17 protein-coding genes are annotated in these 17,260 nt (G+C 70.0%); 16 read left to right on the top strand and 1 reads right to left on the bottom strand.

Features of this window, described 5'->3' with window-relative positions; all coding sequences use genetic code 11:
• The first annotated feature begins 129 nt into the window (after nucleotides 1-129).
• The 3 genes from AB0D48_RS17745 to nusB are packed head-to-tail and all read left to right on the top strand — an operon-like array spanning nucleotide 130 to nucleotide 2,293.
• A complete protein-coding gene (locus tag AB0D48_RS17745) occupies nucleotides 130-1,236 on the top strand; it encodes an aminopeptidase P family protein (RefSeq protein WP_362397042.1) in 1,107 nt (368 codons plus the stop codon).
• Between the two features lie 58 nt (nucleotides 1,237-1,294).
• Nucleotides 1,295-1,861 carry an elongation factor P gene (gene efp, locus AB0D48_RS17740; RefSeq protein WP_030008757.1) on the top strand — a complete coding sequence of 189 codons (567 nt, stop codon included), beginning with the start codon at nucleotides 1,295-1,297 and terminating at the stop codon, nucleotides 1,859-1,861.
• Between the two features lie 3 nt (nucleotides 1,862-1,864).
• Nucleotides 1,865-2,293 carry a transcription antitermination factor NusB gene (nusB, locus tag AB0D48_RS17735; protein ID WP_328924714.1) on the top strand — a complete coding sequence of 143 codons (429 nt, stop codon included), beginning with the start codon at nucleotides 1,865-1,867 and terminating at the stop codon, nucleotides 2,291-2,293.
• Nucleotides 2,294-2,493: 200 nt separating this feature from the next.
• Here nusB and bldD read toward each other — a convergent pair whose 3' ends face one another.
• Nucleotides 2,494-2,994 (bottom strand): transcriptional regulator BldD, encoded by a 501-nt coding sequence (gene bldD, locus AB0D48_RS17730; RefSeq protein ID WP_360865953.1) that lies wholly within the window; start codon nucleotides 2,992-2,994, stop codon nucleotides 2,494-2,496.
• A gap of 263 nt (nucleotides 2,995-3,257) precedes the next feature.
• Between bldD and pyrR the strand changes: the two genes are divergently transcribed.
• The 13 genes from pyrR to metK all read left to right on the top strand — a co-directional run.
• Nucleotides 3,258-3,833 carry a bifunctional pyr operon transcriptional regulator/uracil phosphoribosyltransferase PyrR gene (gene pyrR / locus AB0D48_RS17725; protein WP_362397037.1) on the top strand — a complete coding sequence of 192 codons (576 nt, stop codon included), beginning with the start codon at nucleotides 3,258-3,260 and terminating at the stop codon, nucleotides 3,831-3,833.
• A 110-nt stretch (nucleotides 3,834-3,943) separates the two neighbouring features.
• Entirely contained in the window at nucleotides 3,944-4,930 is a 987-nt protein-coding gene (locus AB0D48_RS17720; protein ID WP_243631571.1) for an aspartate carbamoyltransferase catalytic subunit, read from the top strand.
• Between the two features lie 2 nt (nucleotides 4,931-4,932).
• A complete protein-coding gene (locus AB0D48_RS17715) occupies nucleotides 4,933-6,219 on the top strand; it encodes a dihydroorotase (protein ID WP_362397034.1) in 1,287 nt (428 codons plus the stop codon).
• Nucleotides 6,216-6,797: a hypothetical protein gene (locus AB0D48_RS17710; protein ID WP_362397031.1), complete on the top strand. Its 582-nt coding sequence runs from the start codon at nucleotides 6,216-6,218 to the stop codon at nucleotides 6,795-6,797. Before AB0D48_RS17715 ends, AB0D48_RS17710 begins: the two co-directional genes overlap by 4 nt.
• On the top strand, nucleotides 6,794-7,936 hold the full coding sequence (carA, locus tag AB0D48_RS17705; protein WP_362397028.1) for a glutamine-hydrolyzing carbamoyl-phosphate synthase small subunit: 1,143 nt from the start codon (nucleotides 6,794-6,796) through the stop codon (nucleotides 7,934-7,936). The genes AB0D48_RS17710 and carA overlap by 4 nt, the downstream gene beginning before the upstream one ends.
• A complete protein-coding gene (gene carB / locus AB0D48_RS17700; RefSeq protein ID WP_362397025.1) occupies nucleotides 7,929-11,237 on the top strand; it encodes a carbamoyl-phosphate synthase large subunit in 3,309 nt (1,102 codons plus the stop codon). Before carA ends, carB begins: the two co-directional genes overlap by 8 nt.
• 130 nt (nucleotides 11,238-11,367) lie before the next feature.
• On the top strand, nucleotides 11,368-12,477 hold the full coding sequence (locus AB0D48_RS17695) for a quinone-dependent dihydroorotate dehydrogenase (RefSeq protein WP_362397023.1): 1,110 nt from the start codon (nucleotides 11,368-11,370) through the stop codon (nucleotides 12,475-12,477).
• On the top strand, nucleotides 12,474-13,322 hold the full coding sequence (gene pyrF / locus AB0D48_RS17690) for an orotidine-5'-phosphate decarboxylase (protein ID WP_362397020.1): 849 nt from the start codon (nucleotides 12,474-12,476) through the stop codon (nucleotides 13,320-13,322). The genes AB0D48_RS17695 and pyrF overlap by 4 nt, the downstream gene beginning before the upstream one ends.
• Before the next feature lie 337 nt (nucleotides 13,323-13,659).
• Nucleotides 13,660-13,983, top strand: a complete 324-nt coding sequence (locus AB0D48_RS17685; RefSeq protein WP_008740406.1) for an integration host factor — start codon at nucleotides 13,660-13,662, stop codon at nucleotides 13,981-13,983.
• Between the two features lie 61 nt (nucleotides 13,984-14,044).
• The gene (gmk, locus tag AB0D48_RS17680) at nucleotides 14,045-14,608 is read left to right on the top strand and encodes a guanylate kinase (protein WP_362397017.1); all 564 of its coding nucleotides are present in this window, start codon (nucleotides 14,045-14,047) and stop codon (nucleotides 14,606-14,608) included.
• 63 nt (nucleotides 14,609-14,671) lie between these two features.
• Nucleotides 14,672-14,944, top strand: a complete 273-nt coding sequence (rpoZ, locus tag AB0D48_RS17675; RefSeq protein WP_004948662.1) for a DNA-directed RNA polymerase subunit omega — start codon at nucleotides 14,672-14,674, stop codon at nucleotides 14,942-14,944.
• A gap of 110 nt (nucleotides 14,945-15,054) precedes the next feature.
• Nucleotides 15,055-16,269 carry a bifunctional phosphopantothenoylcysteine decarboxylase/phosphopantothenate--cysteine ligase CoaBC gene (coaBC, locus tag AB0D48_RS17670; RefSeq protein ID WP_362397014.1) on the top strand — a complete coding sequence of 405 codons (1,215 nt, stop codon included), beginning with the start codon at nucleotides 15,055-15,057 and terminating at the stop codon, nucleotides 16,267-16,269.
• 194 nt (nucleotides 16,270-16,463) lie between these two features.
• On the top strand, nucleotides 16,464-17,260 hold a 797-nt coding region (gene metK / locus AB0D48_RS17665; protein ID WP_362397012.1), incomplete at its 3' end, for a methionine adenosyltransferase.

The following is a 17,260-nucleotide window of genomic DNA, read 5'->3' as shown; positions in this document are numbered from 1 at the left end:
CGCGGGTCCGGGCAGAGCCCGGTTTCCGGAAGGAGCCGGGCGGGGGAGAAGCCCGCGCGGTGGCACTGGCCCGCACGTCCGGACGCGCTCGTCAGGCCGGATGTGCGAGGCGCTCGTACGCTCGAAGACATGTCAGACGTGTACGCCGCCCGCCGGGGCACGCTTCGCGACCGCTGCGCCGCCGCGGGGAACGCCGCCGCACTGATCACGTGTCCGGCGAACGTCCGCTACCTCTCCGGGGCCTCCCCGCTGGGCGCCGTACTGCTCGTCGGACCCACGGAGGACGTGATGTTCTGCGGCCGTACGCCCACCGGCGAGGCCGACGAGGGCCGGCTGGACGAACAGCTCCGGGTCTCCGTGCTGTCGGGTACCGGCGGGGACCCGGCCGTCGCGGCGGGCGACATGGCCGCCGCCGTACGCGCCGACTCGCTCGCGGTGGAGGAGCACCACCTCACGGTGGCCCGGCACCGGGCCCTGCAGTCCGTCGCGCCCCGGCTGAGGCTCGCCGACCTGGGCACCGCGGTGGAGCAGCAGCGCCTCGTCAAGGACGAGGAGGAGATCGCCTGTCTGCGGATCGCCGCCGAGATCGCCGACCAGGCCCTCGGCGAGCTGCTGGAGTCCATCCTCGTCGGGCGGACCGAACGCCACCTCGCCCTGGAGCTGGAGCGTCGCCTCGTCGACCACGGGGCGGACGGGCCCGCGTTCCCGACCTCCGTCGGCACCGGCCCGCACTCCGGCCGCTCCCGGCACCGGCCCTCCGACCGCCGGGTGGAGGAGGGGGACTTCCTCACCGTGTGCCTCGGCGCCAACTACCGCGGCTACCGGTGCGAGATCGGCCGTACGTTCGTGATCGGCACCACCCCGGCGGACTGGCAGATCGAGCTGTACGACCTGGTCTTCGCCGCCCAGCGGGCCGGGCGCGAGGCCCTGCTGCCGGGGGCCGCGTACCGTGATGTGGATCATGCGGCACGGTCCGTACTGGACTCCGCGGGCCATGGGGAAGCCCTCGCTCCGTCGACCGGACACGGCGTCGGTCTCGAAATCGACGAGGACCCGCAGCTTGCACCTACGGCAATGGGTAAACTGGACGCTTGCGTGCCGGTCACCGTCGAACCGGGGGTTCACCTCCCGGGCCGGGGAGGTGTCCGGATCGATGACACGCTCGTCGTGCGCCCCGAGGCGGACGGCGGTCCCGAGCTACTCACCATTACGACCAAGGAGCTGCTCGCGCTCTAGCCCGCTGTGCGGGCTGTGCGCGCACCCGTGGTCTTCCAGTGCAGGAGATTCCGCAACCGTGGCTTCCACGAACGACCTCAAGAACGGCATGGTGCTCAAGCTCGACGGTGACCAGCTCTGGTCCGTCGTCGAGTTCCAGCACGTCAAGCCCGGCAAGGGCCCGGCCTTCGTGCGCACCAAGCTCAAGCACGTGCTCTCCGGAAAGGTCGTCGACAAGACCTTCAACGCCGGCACGAAGGTCGAGACGGCCACGATCGACCGGCGCGACATGCAGTTCTCGTACATGGACGGCGAGTACTTCGTCTTCATGGACATGACTACCTTCGACCAGCTGATGGTCGACAAGAAGGCCGTCGGCGACGCCGCGAACTTCCTGATCGAGGGCTTCACCGCCTCCGTCGCCCAGCACGAGGGCGAGGTGCTCTACGTCGAGCTGCCCGCCGCGGTCGAGCTGAAGATCGAGCACACCGACCCGGGCGTCCAGGGCGACCGCTCCACCGGCGGCACCAAGCCCGCCACGCTGGAGACCGGCTACGAGATCCAGGTCCCGCTCTTCGTCACCACCGGCGAGACGGTCAAGGTCGACACCCGCACCAGCGACTACCTCGGCCGGAAGAGCAACTAACCCGTGGCTGCTCGGAGCAATGCGCGCAAGCGCGCCTTCCAGATCCTGTTCGAGGCCGACCAGCGCGGCGTGCCCGTGCGCGAGGTCCTCGCGGACTGGATCCGCCACGCGCGGTCGGACGACCGGCAGCCGCCGGTCAGCGCCTTCACGATGGATCTCGTCGAGGGTTACGCCGACAAGGTGAACCGCATCGACGACCTGATCGTCACCTACGCCGTGGACTGGGACCTCGACCGCATGCCGGTCGTGGACCGGAACATCCTGCGGCTCGGTGCCTACGAGCTGATCTGGGTGGACGACACCCCGGACGCCGTGGCCATCGACGAGGCCGTCCAGCTGGCCAAGGAGTTCTCGACGGACGAGTCCCCCTCGTTCGTCAACGGGCTGCTGGCCCGCTTCAAGGAGCTGAAGCCGAACCTCCGCCGCGACTAGCGTCCGGGTTCGGGTTGAGCGGAGGGGCCGCAGCGCGTGCGCTGCGGCCCCTCCGCTTTTGCCCGGCCTCCGGCCGCTCCGGCCGCTGCGGCCACTGGGCCCCGGGGCCATGGTGGCCAGACGCAAAACGGTGGGTGCCGGGAGTCTCTCGGACTCCCGGCACCCACCGGTAACGTTTCTGCTGGTCCTGGGACCGGAAACTAGATCTCCTCGTGCGCCACGGCGCGACGGGCATCCGCGTCCAGCACGCCCCAGCTGATCAGCTGCTCGGTCAGGACCGAAGGGGACTGGTCATAAATGACGGCCAGGGTGCGCAGGTCATCCTGGCGGATCGACAGCACCTTGCCGTTGTAGTCGCCGCGCTGGCTCTGGATCGTCGCCGCGTAGCGCTGGAGCGGGCCGGCCTTCTCGGCGGGTACGCCCGCCAGGCGCTCCAGGTCGAGGCGCAGCTTCGGCGGCGGCTCGGCCGCTCCGCCCGGAGTCGTCCCCGGCAGCAGCTCCTGCACCGGAACCCCGTAGAAGTCCGCCAGCTCGGCGAGGCGCTGGACGGTCACGGCACGGTCCCCGCGCTCGTATGACCCGACCACTACGGCCTTCCAACGGCCCTGGGACTTCTCCTCCACACCGTGGAGGGAAAGGCCCTGCTGGGTGCGGATGGCGCGGAGCTTGGCCCCGAGCTGTTTGGCGTATTCGCTGGACATAACGCTCCCGGACGCTGTGACGACATGACCACGTGCGGCTCCGCCGCGCGGCTGGTAACTCACTGTGAGGTTACGCAGCGTTACTTGGATGCGTCAAGCTGAATGGTCTTGCCCTCTCCCTCGGCAACAGCCCCAGGAGCCCCGTGAGGGCCCCCGCGCCCCAGCCTGGTGACGGGGCGCCGCCCGCTTCCTGGTACCGTGGGAGGCGTACATCAGACGTCCTTTAAGGTCCGTCCCGTGAGGCGGAGAAGGAGGTCCTTTTCATGGACACCCAGCAGATCAGCGATTCCACGCGCCCCGTACTCGAAGCGCAGGACATCGCGCGGGTCCTGACCCGCATCGCCCACGAGATCGTCGAACGCGCCAAGGGCGCCGACGACGTGGTGCTCCTCGGCATCCCCACCCGCGGTGTTTTCCTCGCCCGCCGGCTGGCCGCCAAGCTCGAAGAGATCACCGGTACGAAGATCCCGGTCGGCTCGCTCGACATCACCATGTACCGCGACGACCTGCGCATGAAGCCCGCCCGCGCGATCGGGCGCACCGAGATCCCCGGTGACGACATCGACGGCCGCCTCGTCGTCCTCGTCGACGACGTGCTCTTCTCCGGCCGCACCATCCGCGCCGCCCTCGACGCCCTCGGCGACCTCGGCCGCCCCCGCGCCGTGCAGCTCGCCGTCCTCGTCGACCGCGGCCACCGCGAACTGCCGATCCGCGCCGACTACGTCGGCAAGAACCTCCCCACGTCGCTGCGGGAGACCGTCAAGGTCCAGCTCCAGGAGGAGGACGGCCGTGACGCCGTGCTGCTCGGCCAGCGGACCGCCCAGGCAGCCGGGCAGTAGTCCGTACGACTGACCGGGCCCCCACGGGTCCGTGCCGCAGCCTGCCCTGCCCAGCCCGCACCCGCCAGTCAGCACGCCTGCCTGCCCTCCCGACCTACGGAGCCATCCAGATGAAGCGCCACCTCATCTCGGCCGCCGATCTCACCCGCGACGACGCCGTCCTGATCCTCGACACCGCCGAGGAGATGGCCCGCGTCGCGGACCGGCCGATCAAGAAGCTGCCCACCCTGCGCGGCCTCACCGTCGTCAACCTCTTCTTCGAGGACTCGACCCGCACCCGGATCTCCTTCGAGGCGGCCGCCAAGCGGCTCTCCGCCGACGTCATCAACTTCTCCGCCAAGGGCTCCTCGGTTTCCAAGGGCGAATCCCTGAAGGACACCGCGCTGACCCTGGAGGCCATGGGCGCCGACGCCGTCGTCATCCGCCACCACGCCTCCGGCGCCCCCTACCGGCTGGCCACCTCCGGGTGGATCGACTCCGCAGTGGTCAACGCCGGCGACGGCACCCACGAGCACCCCACCCAGGCCCTGCTGGACGCCTTCACCATGCGCCGCCGCCTGGTCGGCCGCGACGCCGGCCTCGGCAAGGACCTGAACGGCCGACGGATCACCATCGTCGGCGACGTCCTGCACAGCCGCGTCGCCCGCTCCAACGTCCAGCTGCTCCACACCCTGGGCGCCGAGGTCACCGTGGTGGCCCCGCCCACGCTGGTGCCGATCGGCGTCGAGAGCTGGCCGTGCGAGGTCTCGTACAACCTGGACGAGGTGCTGCCGAAGTCCGATGCGGTGATGATGCTGCGTGTGCAGCGCGAACGCATGAACGCCGCCTTCTTCCCGACCGAGCGCGAGTACTCCCGCCGCTACGGGCTCGACGGCGACCGCATGGCGAAGATGCCCGAGCACGCCATCGTGATGCACCCCGGCCCGATGAACCGCGGCATGGAGATCACCGCCGAGGTCGCCGACTCCGACCGCTGCACGGCCGTAGAGCAGGTCGCCAACGGCGTGTCCACCCGGATGGCCGTCCTGTACCTCCTGCTGGGCGGATCCGAGCCCGCCGTCACCACCACCGCCGCCCGTACCGAGGAGAGCAAGTAACCATGAGCAAGATCCTTATCCGTGGCGCGAAGGTACTCGGCGGCGAGGCGCAGGACGTCCTGATCGACGGCGAGACCATCGCCGAGGTCGGTACCGGACTGTCGGCCGAAGGCGCGACCGTCATCGAGGCCGGGGGCCAGATCCTCCTCCCGGGCCTCGTCGACCTGCACACCCACCTGCGCGAGCCCGGCCGCGAGGACTCCGAGACCGTCCTCACCGGCACCCGCGCCGCCGCCTCCGGCGGCTACACCGCCGTCTTCGCCATGGCGAACACCTTCCCCGTCGCCGACACCGCCGGCGTCGTCGAGCAGGTCTGGCGCCTGGGCAAGGAGTCCGGCTACTGCGACGTGCAGCCCATCGGCGCCGTCACCGTCGGCCTGGAGGGCAAGCAGCTCTCCGAGCTGGGCGCCATGCACGACTCCGCCGCCCGCGTCACCGTCTTCTCCGACGACGGCAAGTGCGTGGACGACGCCGTGATCATGCGCCGCGCCCTGGAGTACGTGAAGGCCTTCGGCGGCGTCGTCGCCCAGCACGCCCAGGAGCCCCGCCTCACCGAGGGCGCCCAGATGAACGAGGGCGTCGTCTCCGCGGAGCTCGGTCTGGGCGGCTGGCCGGCCGTCGCCGAGGAGTCGATCATCGCCCGCGACGTCCTCCTCGCCGAGCACGTCGGCTCCCGCGTGCACATCTGCCACCTCTCCACCGCCGGCTCCGTCGAGATCGTCCGCTGGGCCAAGGCCCGAGGCATCGACGTCACCGCCGAGGTCACCCCGCACCACCTCCTCCTCACCGAGGAACTCGTCCGCTCGTACAACGCGGTCTACAAGGTCAACCCGCCGCTGCGCACCGAGCGCGACGTCATGGCCCTGCGCGAGGCGCTCGCCGACGGCACGATCGACATCGTCGCCACCGACCACGCCCCGCACCCGCACGAGGACAAGGACTGCGAGTGGGCCGCCGCCGCCATGGGCATGGTGGGCCTGGAGACCGCGCTCTCCGTCGTCCAGCAGACGATGGTGGAGACCGGACTGCTCGACTGGGCGGGCGTCGCGGAGCGGATGTCCTTCGCCCCCGCGCGGATCGGCAGCCTGGAGAACCACGGCCGCCCCGTCTCGGCAGGTGAACCCGCGAACCTGACCTTGGTCGATACCTCGTACCGTGGTGTCGTGGACCCCGCACACTTCGCCTCCCGCAGCCGCAACACGCCTTACGAGGGCCGTGAGCTGCCGGGTCGCGTCACTCACACCTTCCTGCGGGGCCGGGCAACGGTCGTGGACGGGAAACTGGCGTGACACCTGCAGTAATCCAACTGGCCGCCGAGGCCGTCGAACGACAGTCGGCGGAGGTGACCAGCTTCGGTGCCCGCATGGCATGGGTGATCGGCCTGGTCGTCTTCATCGCGTTCGTGTACTGGCTGATGCGCCAGGGCTGGAAATGGCGGGGCGCCCTGCAGAACGACCTGCCGGAGCTGCCCGCCGCCCCCGACGGCCTCCCCGAGCACCGGCTCGCCCTGACCGGCCGCTACCACGGGTCCACCACCGCCGGGCAGTGGCTCGACCGGATCGTCGCCCACGGTCTGGGCGTCCGCAGCCGGGTCGAGCTCACGCTCACCGACGCGGGCCTCGACGTGGTCCGTCCGGGGGCCACCGATTTCTTCGTACCGGCCGCGCAGCTGCGCGGCGCCCGCCTCGACAAGGGAATCGCGGGCAAGGTACTCACCGAGGGCGGTCTGCTCGTCGTCACCTGGGCGCACGGCGACAAGCTGATCGACTCCGGATTCCGCTCCGACCGCGCGGCCGAACACGCCGCCTGGGTCGAAGCCGTCAATCTCATGAACTCATCCATCACGACGGAAGGCGCCGAACGATGACGACCTCCACCAGGGGAGCAGACAAAACTCCCGCCGTACTCGTCCTGGAGGACGGTCGGATCTTCCGGGGCCGCGCCTACGGCGCCCACGGGGAGACCTTCGGTGAGGCCGTGTTCTCCACCGGCATGACCGGCTACCAGGAGACCCTCACCGACCCGTCGTACCACCGCCAGGTCGTCGTGATGACCGCCCCGCACGTGGGCAACACCGGCGTCAACGACGAGGACCCCGAGTCCTCCCGCATCTGGGTGGCCGGCTACGTCGTACGCGACCCCGCCCGCGTCCCCTCCAACTGGCGCTCCCAGCGCTCGCTGGACGAGGAGCTGGTCGAGCAGGGCGTCGTCGGGATCTCCGGCATCGACACCCGCGCCCTCACCCGCCACCTGCGCGAGCGCGGCGCCATGCGCGTCGGCATCTTCTCCGGCAACGCGATCGCCGACGACGGCATGCTCCTCGCCAAGGTGCGCCAGGCCCCCGAGATGACCGGTGCCGACCTGTCCGCCGAGGTCGCCACCAAGGAGACGTACGTCGTCCCCGCCATCGGTGAGAAGAAGTTCACCGTCGCCGCCGTGGACCTCGGCATCAAGGGCATGACCCCCCACCGGATGGCCGAGCGCGGCATCGAGGTGCACGTACTGCCCGCCACCGCCACCGCCGAGGACGTCTACGCGGTCCAGCCGGACGGCGTGTTCTTCTCCAACGGCCCGGGCGACCCGGCCACCGCCGACGGCCCCGTCGCCGTCATGCAGGCCGTCCTGGAGCGCAGGACCCCGCTCTTCGGCATCTGCTTCGGCAACCAGATCCTCGGCCGCGCGCTCGGCTTCGGCACGTACAAGCTGAAGTACGGCCACCGCGGCATCAACCAGCCGGTCCAGGACCGCACCACCGGCAAGGTCGAGGTCACCGCGCACAACCACGGCTTCGCCGTCGACGCGCCCCTCGACAAGGTCTCCGAGACCCCCTTCGGCCGCGCCGAGGTCTCCCACGTCTGCCTGAACGACCAGGTCGTCGAAGGCCTCCAGCTGCTCGACCAGCCGGCCTTCAGCGTCCAGTACCACCCCGAGGCGGCTGCCGGCCCGCATGACGCCGCGTACCTCTTCGACCGCTTCGTTTCCCTGATGGAGGCCGATCGTGCCTAAGCGCTCCGATATCCAGTCCGTCCTGGTCATCGGCTCCGGCCCGATCGTCATCGGCCAGGCCGCCGAGTTCGACTACTCCGGCACCCAGGCCTGCCGCGTCCTCAAGGCCGAGGGCCTGCGGGTCATCCTGGTGAACTCCAACCCCGCGACGATCATGACCGACCCGGAGATCGCCGACGCCACGTACGTCGAGCCGATCACCCCCGAGTTCGTCGAGAAGATCATCGCCAAGGAGCGCCCCGACGCGCTGCTCCCCACCCTCGGCGGCCAGACCGCGCTGAACACCGCCATCTCCATGCACGAGCAGGGTGTGCTGGAGAAGTACGGCGTCGAGCTCATCGGCGCCAACGTCGAGGCCATCAACAAGGGCGAGGACCGCGACCTCTTCAAGGGCGTCGTCGAGGCCGTCAAGGCCAAGATCGGCTACGGCGAGTCCGCCCGCTCGGTCATCTGCCACTCGATGGACGACGTCCTGGCGGGCGTCGAGACCCTCGGCGGCTACCCCGTCGTCGTCCGCCCCTCCTTCACCATGGGCGGCGCCGGCTCCGGCTTCGCCCACGACGAGGAGGAGCTCCGCCGCATCGCCGGCCAGGGCCTGACGCTCTCCCCGACCACCGAGGTGCTCCTGGAGGAGTCCATCCTCGGCTGGAAGGAGTACGAGCTGGAGCTGATGCGCGACACCAAGGACAACGTCGTCGTCGTCTGCTCCATCGAGAACTTCGACCCGATGGGCGTCCACACCGGTGACTCGATCACCGTCGCCCCGGCGATGACGCTGACCGACCGCGAGTACCAGCGGCTGCGCGACATCGGCATCGCGATCATCCGCGAGGTCGGCGTCGACACCGGCGGCTGCAACATCCAGTTCGCGATCGACCCGGTCGACGGCCGCGTCATCGTCATCGAGATGAACCCGCGCGTCTCGCGCTCCTCGGCGCTCGCGTCGAAGGCCACCGGCTTCCCGATCGCCAAGATCGCCGCCAAGCTGGCCATCGGCTACACGCTCGACGAGGTCCCCAACGACATCACCGAGAAGACCCCGGCCTCCTTCGAGCCGACCCTCGACTACGTCGTCGTCAAGGCCCCGCGCTTCGCCTTCGAGAAGTTCCCGCTCGCCGACGCCACCCTCACCACCACCATGAAGTCGGTGGGCGAGGCCATGGCCATCGGCCGCAACTTCACCGAGGCCCTCCAGAAGGCCCTGCGCTCCCTGGAGAAGAAGGGCTCGCAGTTCACCTTCGTCGGCGAACCCGGCGACAAGGACGAGCTGCTGGCCACCGCGGTTCGCCCGACCGACGGCCGCATCAACACCGTCATGCAGGCCATCCGCGCCGGCGCCACCCAGGAAGAGGTCTTCGAGTCCACGAAGATCGACCCCTGGTTCGTCGACCAGCTCTTCCTCATCAAGGAGATCGCGGACGACCTGGCCGCCGCCGACAAGCTCCACCCCGAGCTGCTCGCGGAAGCCAAGCGCCACGGCTTCTCCGACGCCCAGATCGCCGAGATCCGCGGCCTGCGCGAGGACGTCGTCCGCGAGGTCCGGCACGCGCTGGGCGTCCGCCCGGTCTACAAGACGGTCGACACCTGCGCCGCCGAGTTCGCCGCGAAGACCCCGTACTTCTACTCCTCGTACGACGAGGAGAGCGAGGTCGCCCCGCGCGAGAAGCCCGCGGTCATCATCCTGGGCTCCGGCCCGAACCGCATCGGCCAGGGCATCGAGTTCGACTACTCCTGCGTCCACGCCTCCTTCGCCCTCAGCGACGCCGGCTACGAGACCGTGATGGTCAACTGCAACCCGGAGACCGTCTCCACCGACTACGACACCTCCGACCGCCTGTACTTCGAGCCGCTGACGCTCGAAGACGTGCTGGAGATCGTCCACGCCGAGTCGCTGGCCGGCCCCATCGCGGGCGTCATCGTCCAGCTCGGCGGCCAGACCCCCCTCGGCCTCGCCCAGGCGCTCAAGGACAACGGCGTACCCGTCGTCGGCACCTCGCCCGAGGCCATCCACGCCGCCGAGGACCGCGGCGCCTTCGGCCAGGTCCTCGCCGACGCCGGCCTGCCGGCCCCCAAGCACGGCACCGCCACCACCTTCACGGGTGCGAAGGGCATCGCCGACGAGATCGGCTACCCGGTCCTCGTCCGCCCGTCCTACGTGCTCGGCGGCCGCGGCATGGAGATCGTCTATGACGAGGCCCGGCTGGAGTCGTACATCGCCGAGTCCACCGAGATCTCCCCGACCCGCCCCGTGCTGGTCGACCGGTTCCTCGACGACGCGATCGAGATCGACGTCGACGCCCTCTACGACGGCACCGAGCTCTACCTCGGCGGCGTCATGGAGCACATCGAGGAAGCCGGCATCCACTCCGGCGACTCGGCCTGCGCCCTGCCCCCGATCACCCTCGGCGGCTACGACATCAAGCGCCTGCGCGCCTCCACCGAGGCCATCGCCAAGGGCGTCGGCGTCCGCGGCCTGATCAACATCCAGTTCGCGATGGCGGGTGACATCCTCTACGTCCTGGAGGCCAACCCGCGCGCCTCCCGGACCGTCCCCTTCACCTCGAAGGCGACCGCCGTCCCGCTCGCGAAGGCCGCCGCCCGCATCTCGCTCGGCACCACCATCGCCGAGCTGCGCGCCGAAGGCCTGCTGCCGAAGACCGGCGACGGCGGCACCCTGCCGATCGACGCGCCGATCTCCGTCAAGGAGGCCGTCATGCCGTGGTCGCGCTTCCGCGACATCCACGGCCGCGGCGTGGACACCGTCCTCGGCCCGGAGATGCGCTCCACCGGCGAGGTCATGGGCATCGACGCCGTCTTCGGCACCGCCTACGCCAAGTCGCAGGCCGGCGCCTACGGCCCGCTCCCCACCAAGGGCCGCGCCTTCATCTCCGTCGCCAACCGCGACAAGCGCTCGATGATCTTCCCGGCGCGCGAGCTCGTCGCCCACGGCTTCGAACTCCTCGCCACCTCCGGCACCGCCGAGGTGCTGCGCCGCAACGGCATCAACGCCACCGTGGTGCGCAAGCTCAGCGAGGGCGAGGGCCCGAACGGCGAGAAGACCATCGTCCAGCTGATCCACGACGGCCAGGTCGACCTGATCGTCAACACCCCGTACGGCACCGGCGGCCGCCTCGACGGCTACGAGATCCGCACGGCGGCCGTGGCGCGCAGCGTCCCGTGCCTGACCACGGTCCAGGCGCTCGCCGCGGCCGTCCAGGGCATCGACGCGCTCAATCACGGCGACGTGGGCGTCCGCTCCCTCCAGGAGCACGCGGAGCAGCTGACCGCGGCCCGCGACTAGGGCCCCCGCGAGCCCGGCCCGACAGGCCGGGCCGGCCCTGACAGCCCGTACAGCCCGGACACGGGGAGGGGGACACCGGTTTCACGACGGGTGTCCCCCTTTCCATGAGCGCAGAGGGATCCTCTCCACGATGTACAAACTCTTCTTCAACCTGGTCTTCAAGCGGATGGACCCCGAGCGGGCCCACTACACGGCCTTCCGCTGGATCCGCCTCGCGGCCCGCATCCCGGTGCTTCGCACCTTCATCGCGGCCTGGCTCGCCCCGCGCCACGCCTCGCTGCGCACCGAGGCGCTGGGCCTGCGCATGCACGGCCCCTTCGGCCTCGCGGCCGGCTTCGACAAGAACGCCGTGGCCATCGACGGCATGTCGATGCTCGGCTTCGACCACATCGAGATCGGCACGGTGACGGCCGAGGCGCAGCCCGGCAACCCGAAGAAGCGGCTGTTCAGGCTGGTGCCGGACCGCGCGCTGATCAACCGCATGGGCTTCAACAACGAGGGCTCGGCCGCCGTCGCAGCGCGCCTGGCGGCCCGTAACCCGGTCTTCCGGACGGTCGTCGGCGTCAACATCGGCAAGACCAAGGTCGTGCCCGAGGAGGAGGCGGTGGGGGACTACGTGGCCTCGACCGAGCGCCTCGCCCGCCACGCCGACTACCTCGTCGTCAACGTCTCCTCGCCGAACACGCCGGGCCTGCGCAACCTCCAGGCGACGGAGTCGCTGCGTCCGCTGCTGTCGGCCGTACGGGAGGCCGCGGACCGGGTGGTCCCCGACCGCCGGGTCCCGCTGCTGGTCAAGATCGCCCCGGACCTGGCCGACGAGGACGTGGACGCGGTCGCGGACCTGGCCCTGGAACTGGGCCTCGACGGCATCATCGCGACCAACACGACCATCGCGCGCGACGGGCTCGGCCTGAAGTCCGCCGCGTCCCTGGTGAAGGAGACCGGCGGGCTGTCGGGCGCACCGGTCAAGGAGCGCTCGCTGGAGGTCCTGAGGCGCCTGTACGCCCGTGTGGGGGACCGGCTGGTCCTCGTCGGCGTCGGGGGCATCGAGAACGCCGAGGACGCCTGGCAGCGGATCCTGGCCGGCGCCACGCTGATCCAGGGTTACAGCGCCTTCATCTACGAGGGCCCGTTCTACTCCCGCGCCATCCACAAGGGCCTGGCCGCGCGCCTGGCCAACAGCCCGTACGCGTCGCTCGCCGAAGCGGTGGGCGCCGAGACCCGAAAGGCCGCGCAGTGACCGAAACCCCCGTGACCCCGTTCGGCACCCGTCTCCGCGAGGCGATGGACTCCCGCGGCCCGCTGTGCGTGGGCATCGACCCGCACGCGGCCCTGCTGGCCTCCTGGGGCCTGAACGACGACATCGCGGGCCTGGAGCGGTTCTCGCGCACCGTGGTGGAGGCGCTCGCCGACCAAGTGGCGGTCTTCAAGCCGCAGGCGGCCTTCTTCGAGCGGTTCGGCTCGCGCGGCATCGCGGTGCTGGAGCGGAGCGTGGCCGACGCGCGGGCGGCGGGCACCCTCGTGGTGATGGACGCCAAGCGCGGCGACATCGGCTCGACGATGGCGGCGTACGCGGAGACCTTCCTCTCGCCGTCCTCGCCGCTCTTCTCGGACGCGCTCACCGTCTCCCCCTACCTCGGCTACGGATCCCTGCGCCCGGCGGTGGACCTGGCGCGCGAGTCGGGCGCCGGTCTCTTCGTCCTCGCGCTCACCTCGAACCCGGAGGGCGCGGAGGTCCAGCGGGCGGTCCGGGAGGACGGCCGGACGATCGGCGCGACGATGCTGGCGCACCTCGCGGCCGAGAACGAGGGCGCGGCACCCATGGGCTCCTTCGGGGCCGTGGTCGGCGCCACGCTGGGCGACCTGTCCTCCTTCGACCTGGACATCAACGGGCCGCTGCTGGCCCCCGGCATCGGCGCGCAGGGCGCGACGGCGGCGGACCTGCCGGCGGTGTTCGGCAAGGCCGTGCGCAATGTCGTCCCCAACGTGTCGCGGGGCGTGCTGAAGCACGGTCCGGACACGGCGGCCCTGCGCGCCTCGGCGCGGCAGTTCGCGGACGAGATCCGAGAGGCCGTCTCCGCCTGATCGTCAGCCCGATCCGTCCGTGTGCGGCTCTCGCCGCACACGGATCCGGTGCGTTCGCGGCGGCTGCCGGACGGCGACACCGCACTGCCTGACGAAATTCGAACGTCTTTCCCCGGACAAAACAGGGGTATTTTGTCCGTGATGTACGGTTCAGTGGAGGCTGACCAGGACTTTTCGTCCGTTCTCGCTGACTGGAGCGGTGATGGCCGCTAGTCTCCGAGCAGAGTGAACGCGCAGCGAACGAGTTCCACCGCTGTTCGGGAGCTCGCCTGGTGGGGTGCCTGCGGGTCCTCCACCGGTCCGTATCCGACAGTTCGACATCCGAGGTGACGTAGGCGTGGCTCTTCCGCCCCTTACCCCTGAACAGCGCGCAGCCGCGCTCGAAAAGGCCGCCGCGGCTCGCCGGGAGCGGGCCGAGGTGAAGAATCGACTCAAGCACTCCGGCGCCTCGCTCCAAGAGGTCATCAAGACGGGCCAGGAGAACGACGTCATCGGCAAGATGAAGGTCTCCGCCCTGCTGGAGTCCCTGCCTGGCGTGGGCAAGGTGCGCGCCAAGCAGATCATGGAGCGCCTCGGCATCTCCGAGTCCCGGCGTGTCCGAGGTCTCGGTTCCAACCAGATCGCTTCTCTGGAGCGTGAGTTCGGCACCCCTGCCGGCTGACGCGTTGCCCGGAGCTCTTCCCGCGTTCCCAGGCAGTCTCTGGAACCTGGATAATCGCTCTATGGCAGCAGAGGTTCGTCCGCGGCTGACCGTGCTCTCCGGCCCTTCGGGGGTCGGCAAGAGCACGGTCGTCGCGCATATGCGCAAGGTCCACCCGGAGGTATGGCTCTCGGTGTCGGCCACCACCCGCAAGCCGCGGCCCGGTGAGCGACACGGAGTCCACTACTTCTTCGTCAACGACGACGAGTTCGACAAGCTGATCGCCAACGGCGAGCTGCTGGAGTGGGCCGAGTTCGCGGGCAACCGCTACGGCACACCGCGCGGCGCAGTACTGGAACGCCTGGAGAACGGCGAACCGGTCCTGCTGGAGATCGACCTCCAGGGCGCCCGGCTCGTCCGCGAGTCGATGCCCGAAGCCCAACTGGTCTTCCTGGCCCCGCCGAGCTGGGACGAGCTGGTCCGCCGGCTCACCGGCCGCGGCACCGAATCGGCCGAGGTCATCGATCGTCGGCTCGCGACCGCCAAGATCGAACTGGCTGCCGAGTCCGAGTTCGACACCACCCTGGTCAACACCTCCGTCGAGGACGTGGCTCGTGAGCTGCTAGCCTTGATGGAAGTTGTCTGATCGTTGATCGATGTTCATGTCGGTCAATGCTTGATCTTTCACCCATTCTTCGGAAGGTAGAGCGTGTCCTCTTCCATCACTGCGCCCGAGGGCATCATCAACCCGCCGATCGACGAGCTGCTCGAGGCCACGGACTCGAAGTACAGCCTCGTGATCTACGCGGCCAAGCGCGCGCGTCAGATCAACGCGTACTACTCGCAGCTCGGTGAGGGCCTGCTCGAGTACGTCGGCCCGCTGGTGGACACGCACGTCCACGAGAAGCCGCTTTCGATCGCGCTGCGCGAGATCAACGCGGGTCTGCTGACCTCCGAGGCCATTGAGGCCCCGGCTCAGTAAGGCACCGAAAATTCCTTTCACCGCAGGCCCGGCAGAACATCTGCCGGGCCTGTGGTGTGTCATAGGCCCATAGGTGTCACAGTGAGACGGATCCTGAAGAGGAGTGCCTGGTGGTCAAGCCGAAGGTGGTGCTGGGGGTCAGCGGCGGGATCGCCGCCTACAAGGCGTGCGAGCTGCTGCGCCTGCTGACCGAGTCCGGGCACGAGGTGCGGGTGGTGCCCACGGCGGCTTCCCTGAACTTCGTCGGTGAGGCCACCTGGGCCGCCCTGTCCGGGAATCCCGCCTCCACCGAGGTGTGGGAGACCGTCCACGAGGTCCCGCACGTACGCATCGGGCAGTCCGCCGACCTCGTCGTGGTCGCCCCGGCCACCGCCGACATGCTGGCCAAGGCCGCCCACGGCCTCGCCGACGACCTGCTCACGAACACCCTGCTCACCGCCCGCTGTCCGGTGGTCTTCGCCCCCGCCATGCACACCGAGATGTGGGAGCACCCCGCCACCCAGGAGAACGTGGCCACGCTGCGTCGGCGCGGAGCGCTCGTCATCGAGCCCGCCGTGGGCCGGCTCACCGGCAAGGACACCGGCAAGGGCCGGCTGCCCGACCCCGAGGAGGTCTTCGAGGTGTGCCGGCGGGTCCTCGCGCGCGGCGTGGCCGAGCCGGACCTCGCCGGGCGGCACGTGGTGATCAGCGCGGGCGGTACGCGGGAACCGCTGGACCCGGTCCGCTTCCTCGGCAACCGCTCCTCGGGCAAGCAGGGCTACGCGCTCGCCCGTACCGCCGTCGCCCGCGGGGCCCGGGTCACCCTGGTCGCGGCCAACACCGCGCTGGCCGACCCGGCGGGGGCGGACGTCGTCCGCGTGGGGACGGCCGTGCAGCTGCGCGAGGCGGTCCTCAAGGCCGCGGCCGACGCCGACGCCGTGGTGATGGCCGCGGCCGTGGCCGACTTCAGGCCCGCCGAGTACGCGGGCGGGAAGATCAAGAAGAAGGACGGGCAGGAGCCGGCGCCGGTCGCCCTCGTGCGCAACCCCGACGTGCTCGCCGAAATCTCGGCCGACCGGGCCCGGGACGGCCAGGTCGTCGTGGGATTCGCCGCCGAGACCGACGACGTCCTCGCCAACGGGCGCGCCAAGCTCCGGCGCAAGGGGTGCGATCTCCTCGTCGTCAACGAGGTCGGGGAAGCCAAGACCTTCGGTTCGGAGGAGAACGAGGCTGTGATCCTGGCCTCAGACGGATCAGAAACCCAGGTTCCCTATGGTCCGAAGGAGGATCTGGCGGAGCTGGTGTGGGACCAGGTGGCGGTCCGGCTTCCGGCGCGACGCGCCTGAGAAGATCCCTTCTCCTGGTCACATCCGTGCGCCAGAATGGAGTGCCGCAGGTCACACGGCTCCCATAAGGCGAGACGGGTGGTCCGTTAATCGGTGGCGACCGATAAACTGCATTCGGAACGTGATCGGGCGCAGCCCCCGGTGTGGTTCCGCCAAATGATCAGCCAGCAGCCGCTGCAACCCCAGGGAGCGTTGTGTCCCGTCGTCTGTTCACCTCGGAGTCTGTGACCGAGGGCCACCCCGACAAGATCGCTGACCAGATCAGCGACACGATCCTCGACGCGCTCCTCACCGAGGACCCGACGTCGCGCGTGGCCGTGGAGACCCTCATCACCACGGGTCTCGTGCACATCGCGGGCGAGGTGACGACGAAGGCGTACGCGCCGATCGCGCAGCTCGTACGCGACAAGATCCTGGAGATCGGCTACGACTCCTCGAAGAAGGGCTTCGACGGCGCCTCCTGCGGCGTGTCGGTGTCCATCGGCGCGCAGTCCCCGGACATCGCGCAGGGCGTCGACACCGCCTACGAGAAGCGGGTCGAGGGCGACGAGGACGAGCTGGACAAGCAGGGCGCCGGCGACCAGGGCCTGATGTTCGGCTACGCCTGCGACGAGACCCCCGAGCTCATGCCGCTCCCGATCCACCTCGCGCACCGGCTCTCCAAGCGGCTCTCCGAGGTCCGCAAGAACGGGACCATCCCGTACCTGCGTCCCGACGGCAAGACCCAGGTCACCATCGAGTACGACGGTGACAAGGCGGTGCGCCTCGACACGGTCGTCGTGTCCTCGCAGCACGCCTCGGACATCGACCTGGACTCGCTGCTCGCTCCCGACATCCGCGAGTTCGTCGTCGAGCACGTCCTGAACCAGCTCATCGAGGACGGCATCAAGCTCGACACCGAGGGCTACCGGCTGCTGGTGAACCCGACCGGCCGCTTCGAGATCGGCGGCCCGATGGGCGACGCCGGCCTGACCGGCCGCAAGATCATCAT

The organism is Streptomyces sp. NPDC048269, from assembly GCF_040652395.1.
Taxonomy (GTDB): domain Bacteria; phylum Actinomycetota; class Actinomycetes; order Streptomycetales; family Streptomycetaceae; genus Streptomyces.
This window is presented reverse-complemented; position numbering and strand designations above follow the sequence as displayed.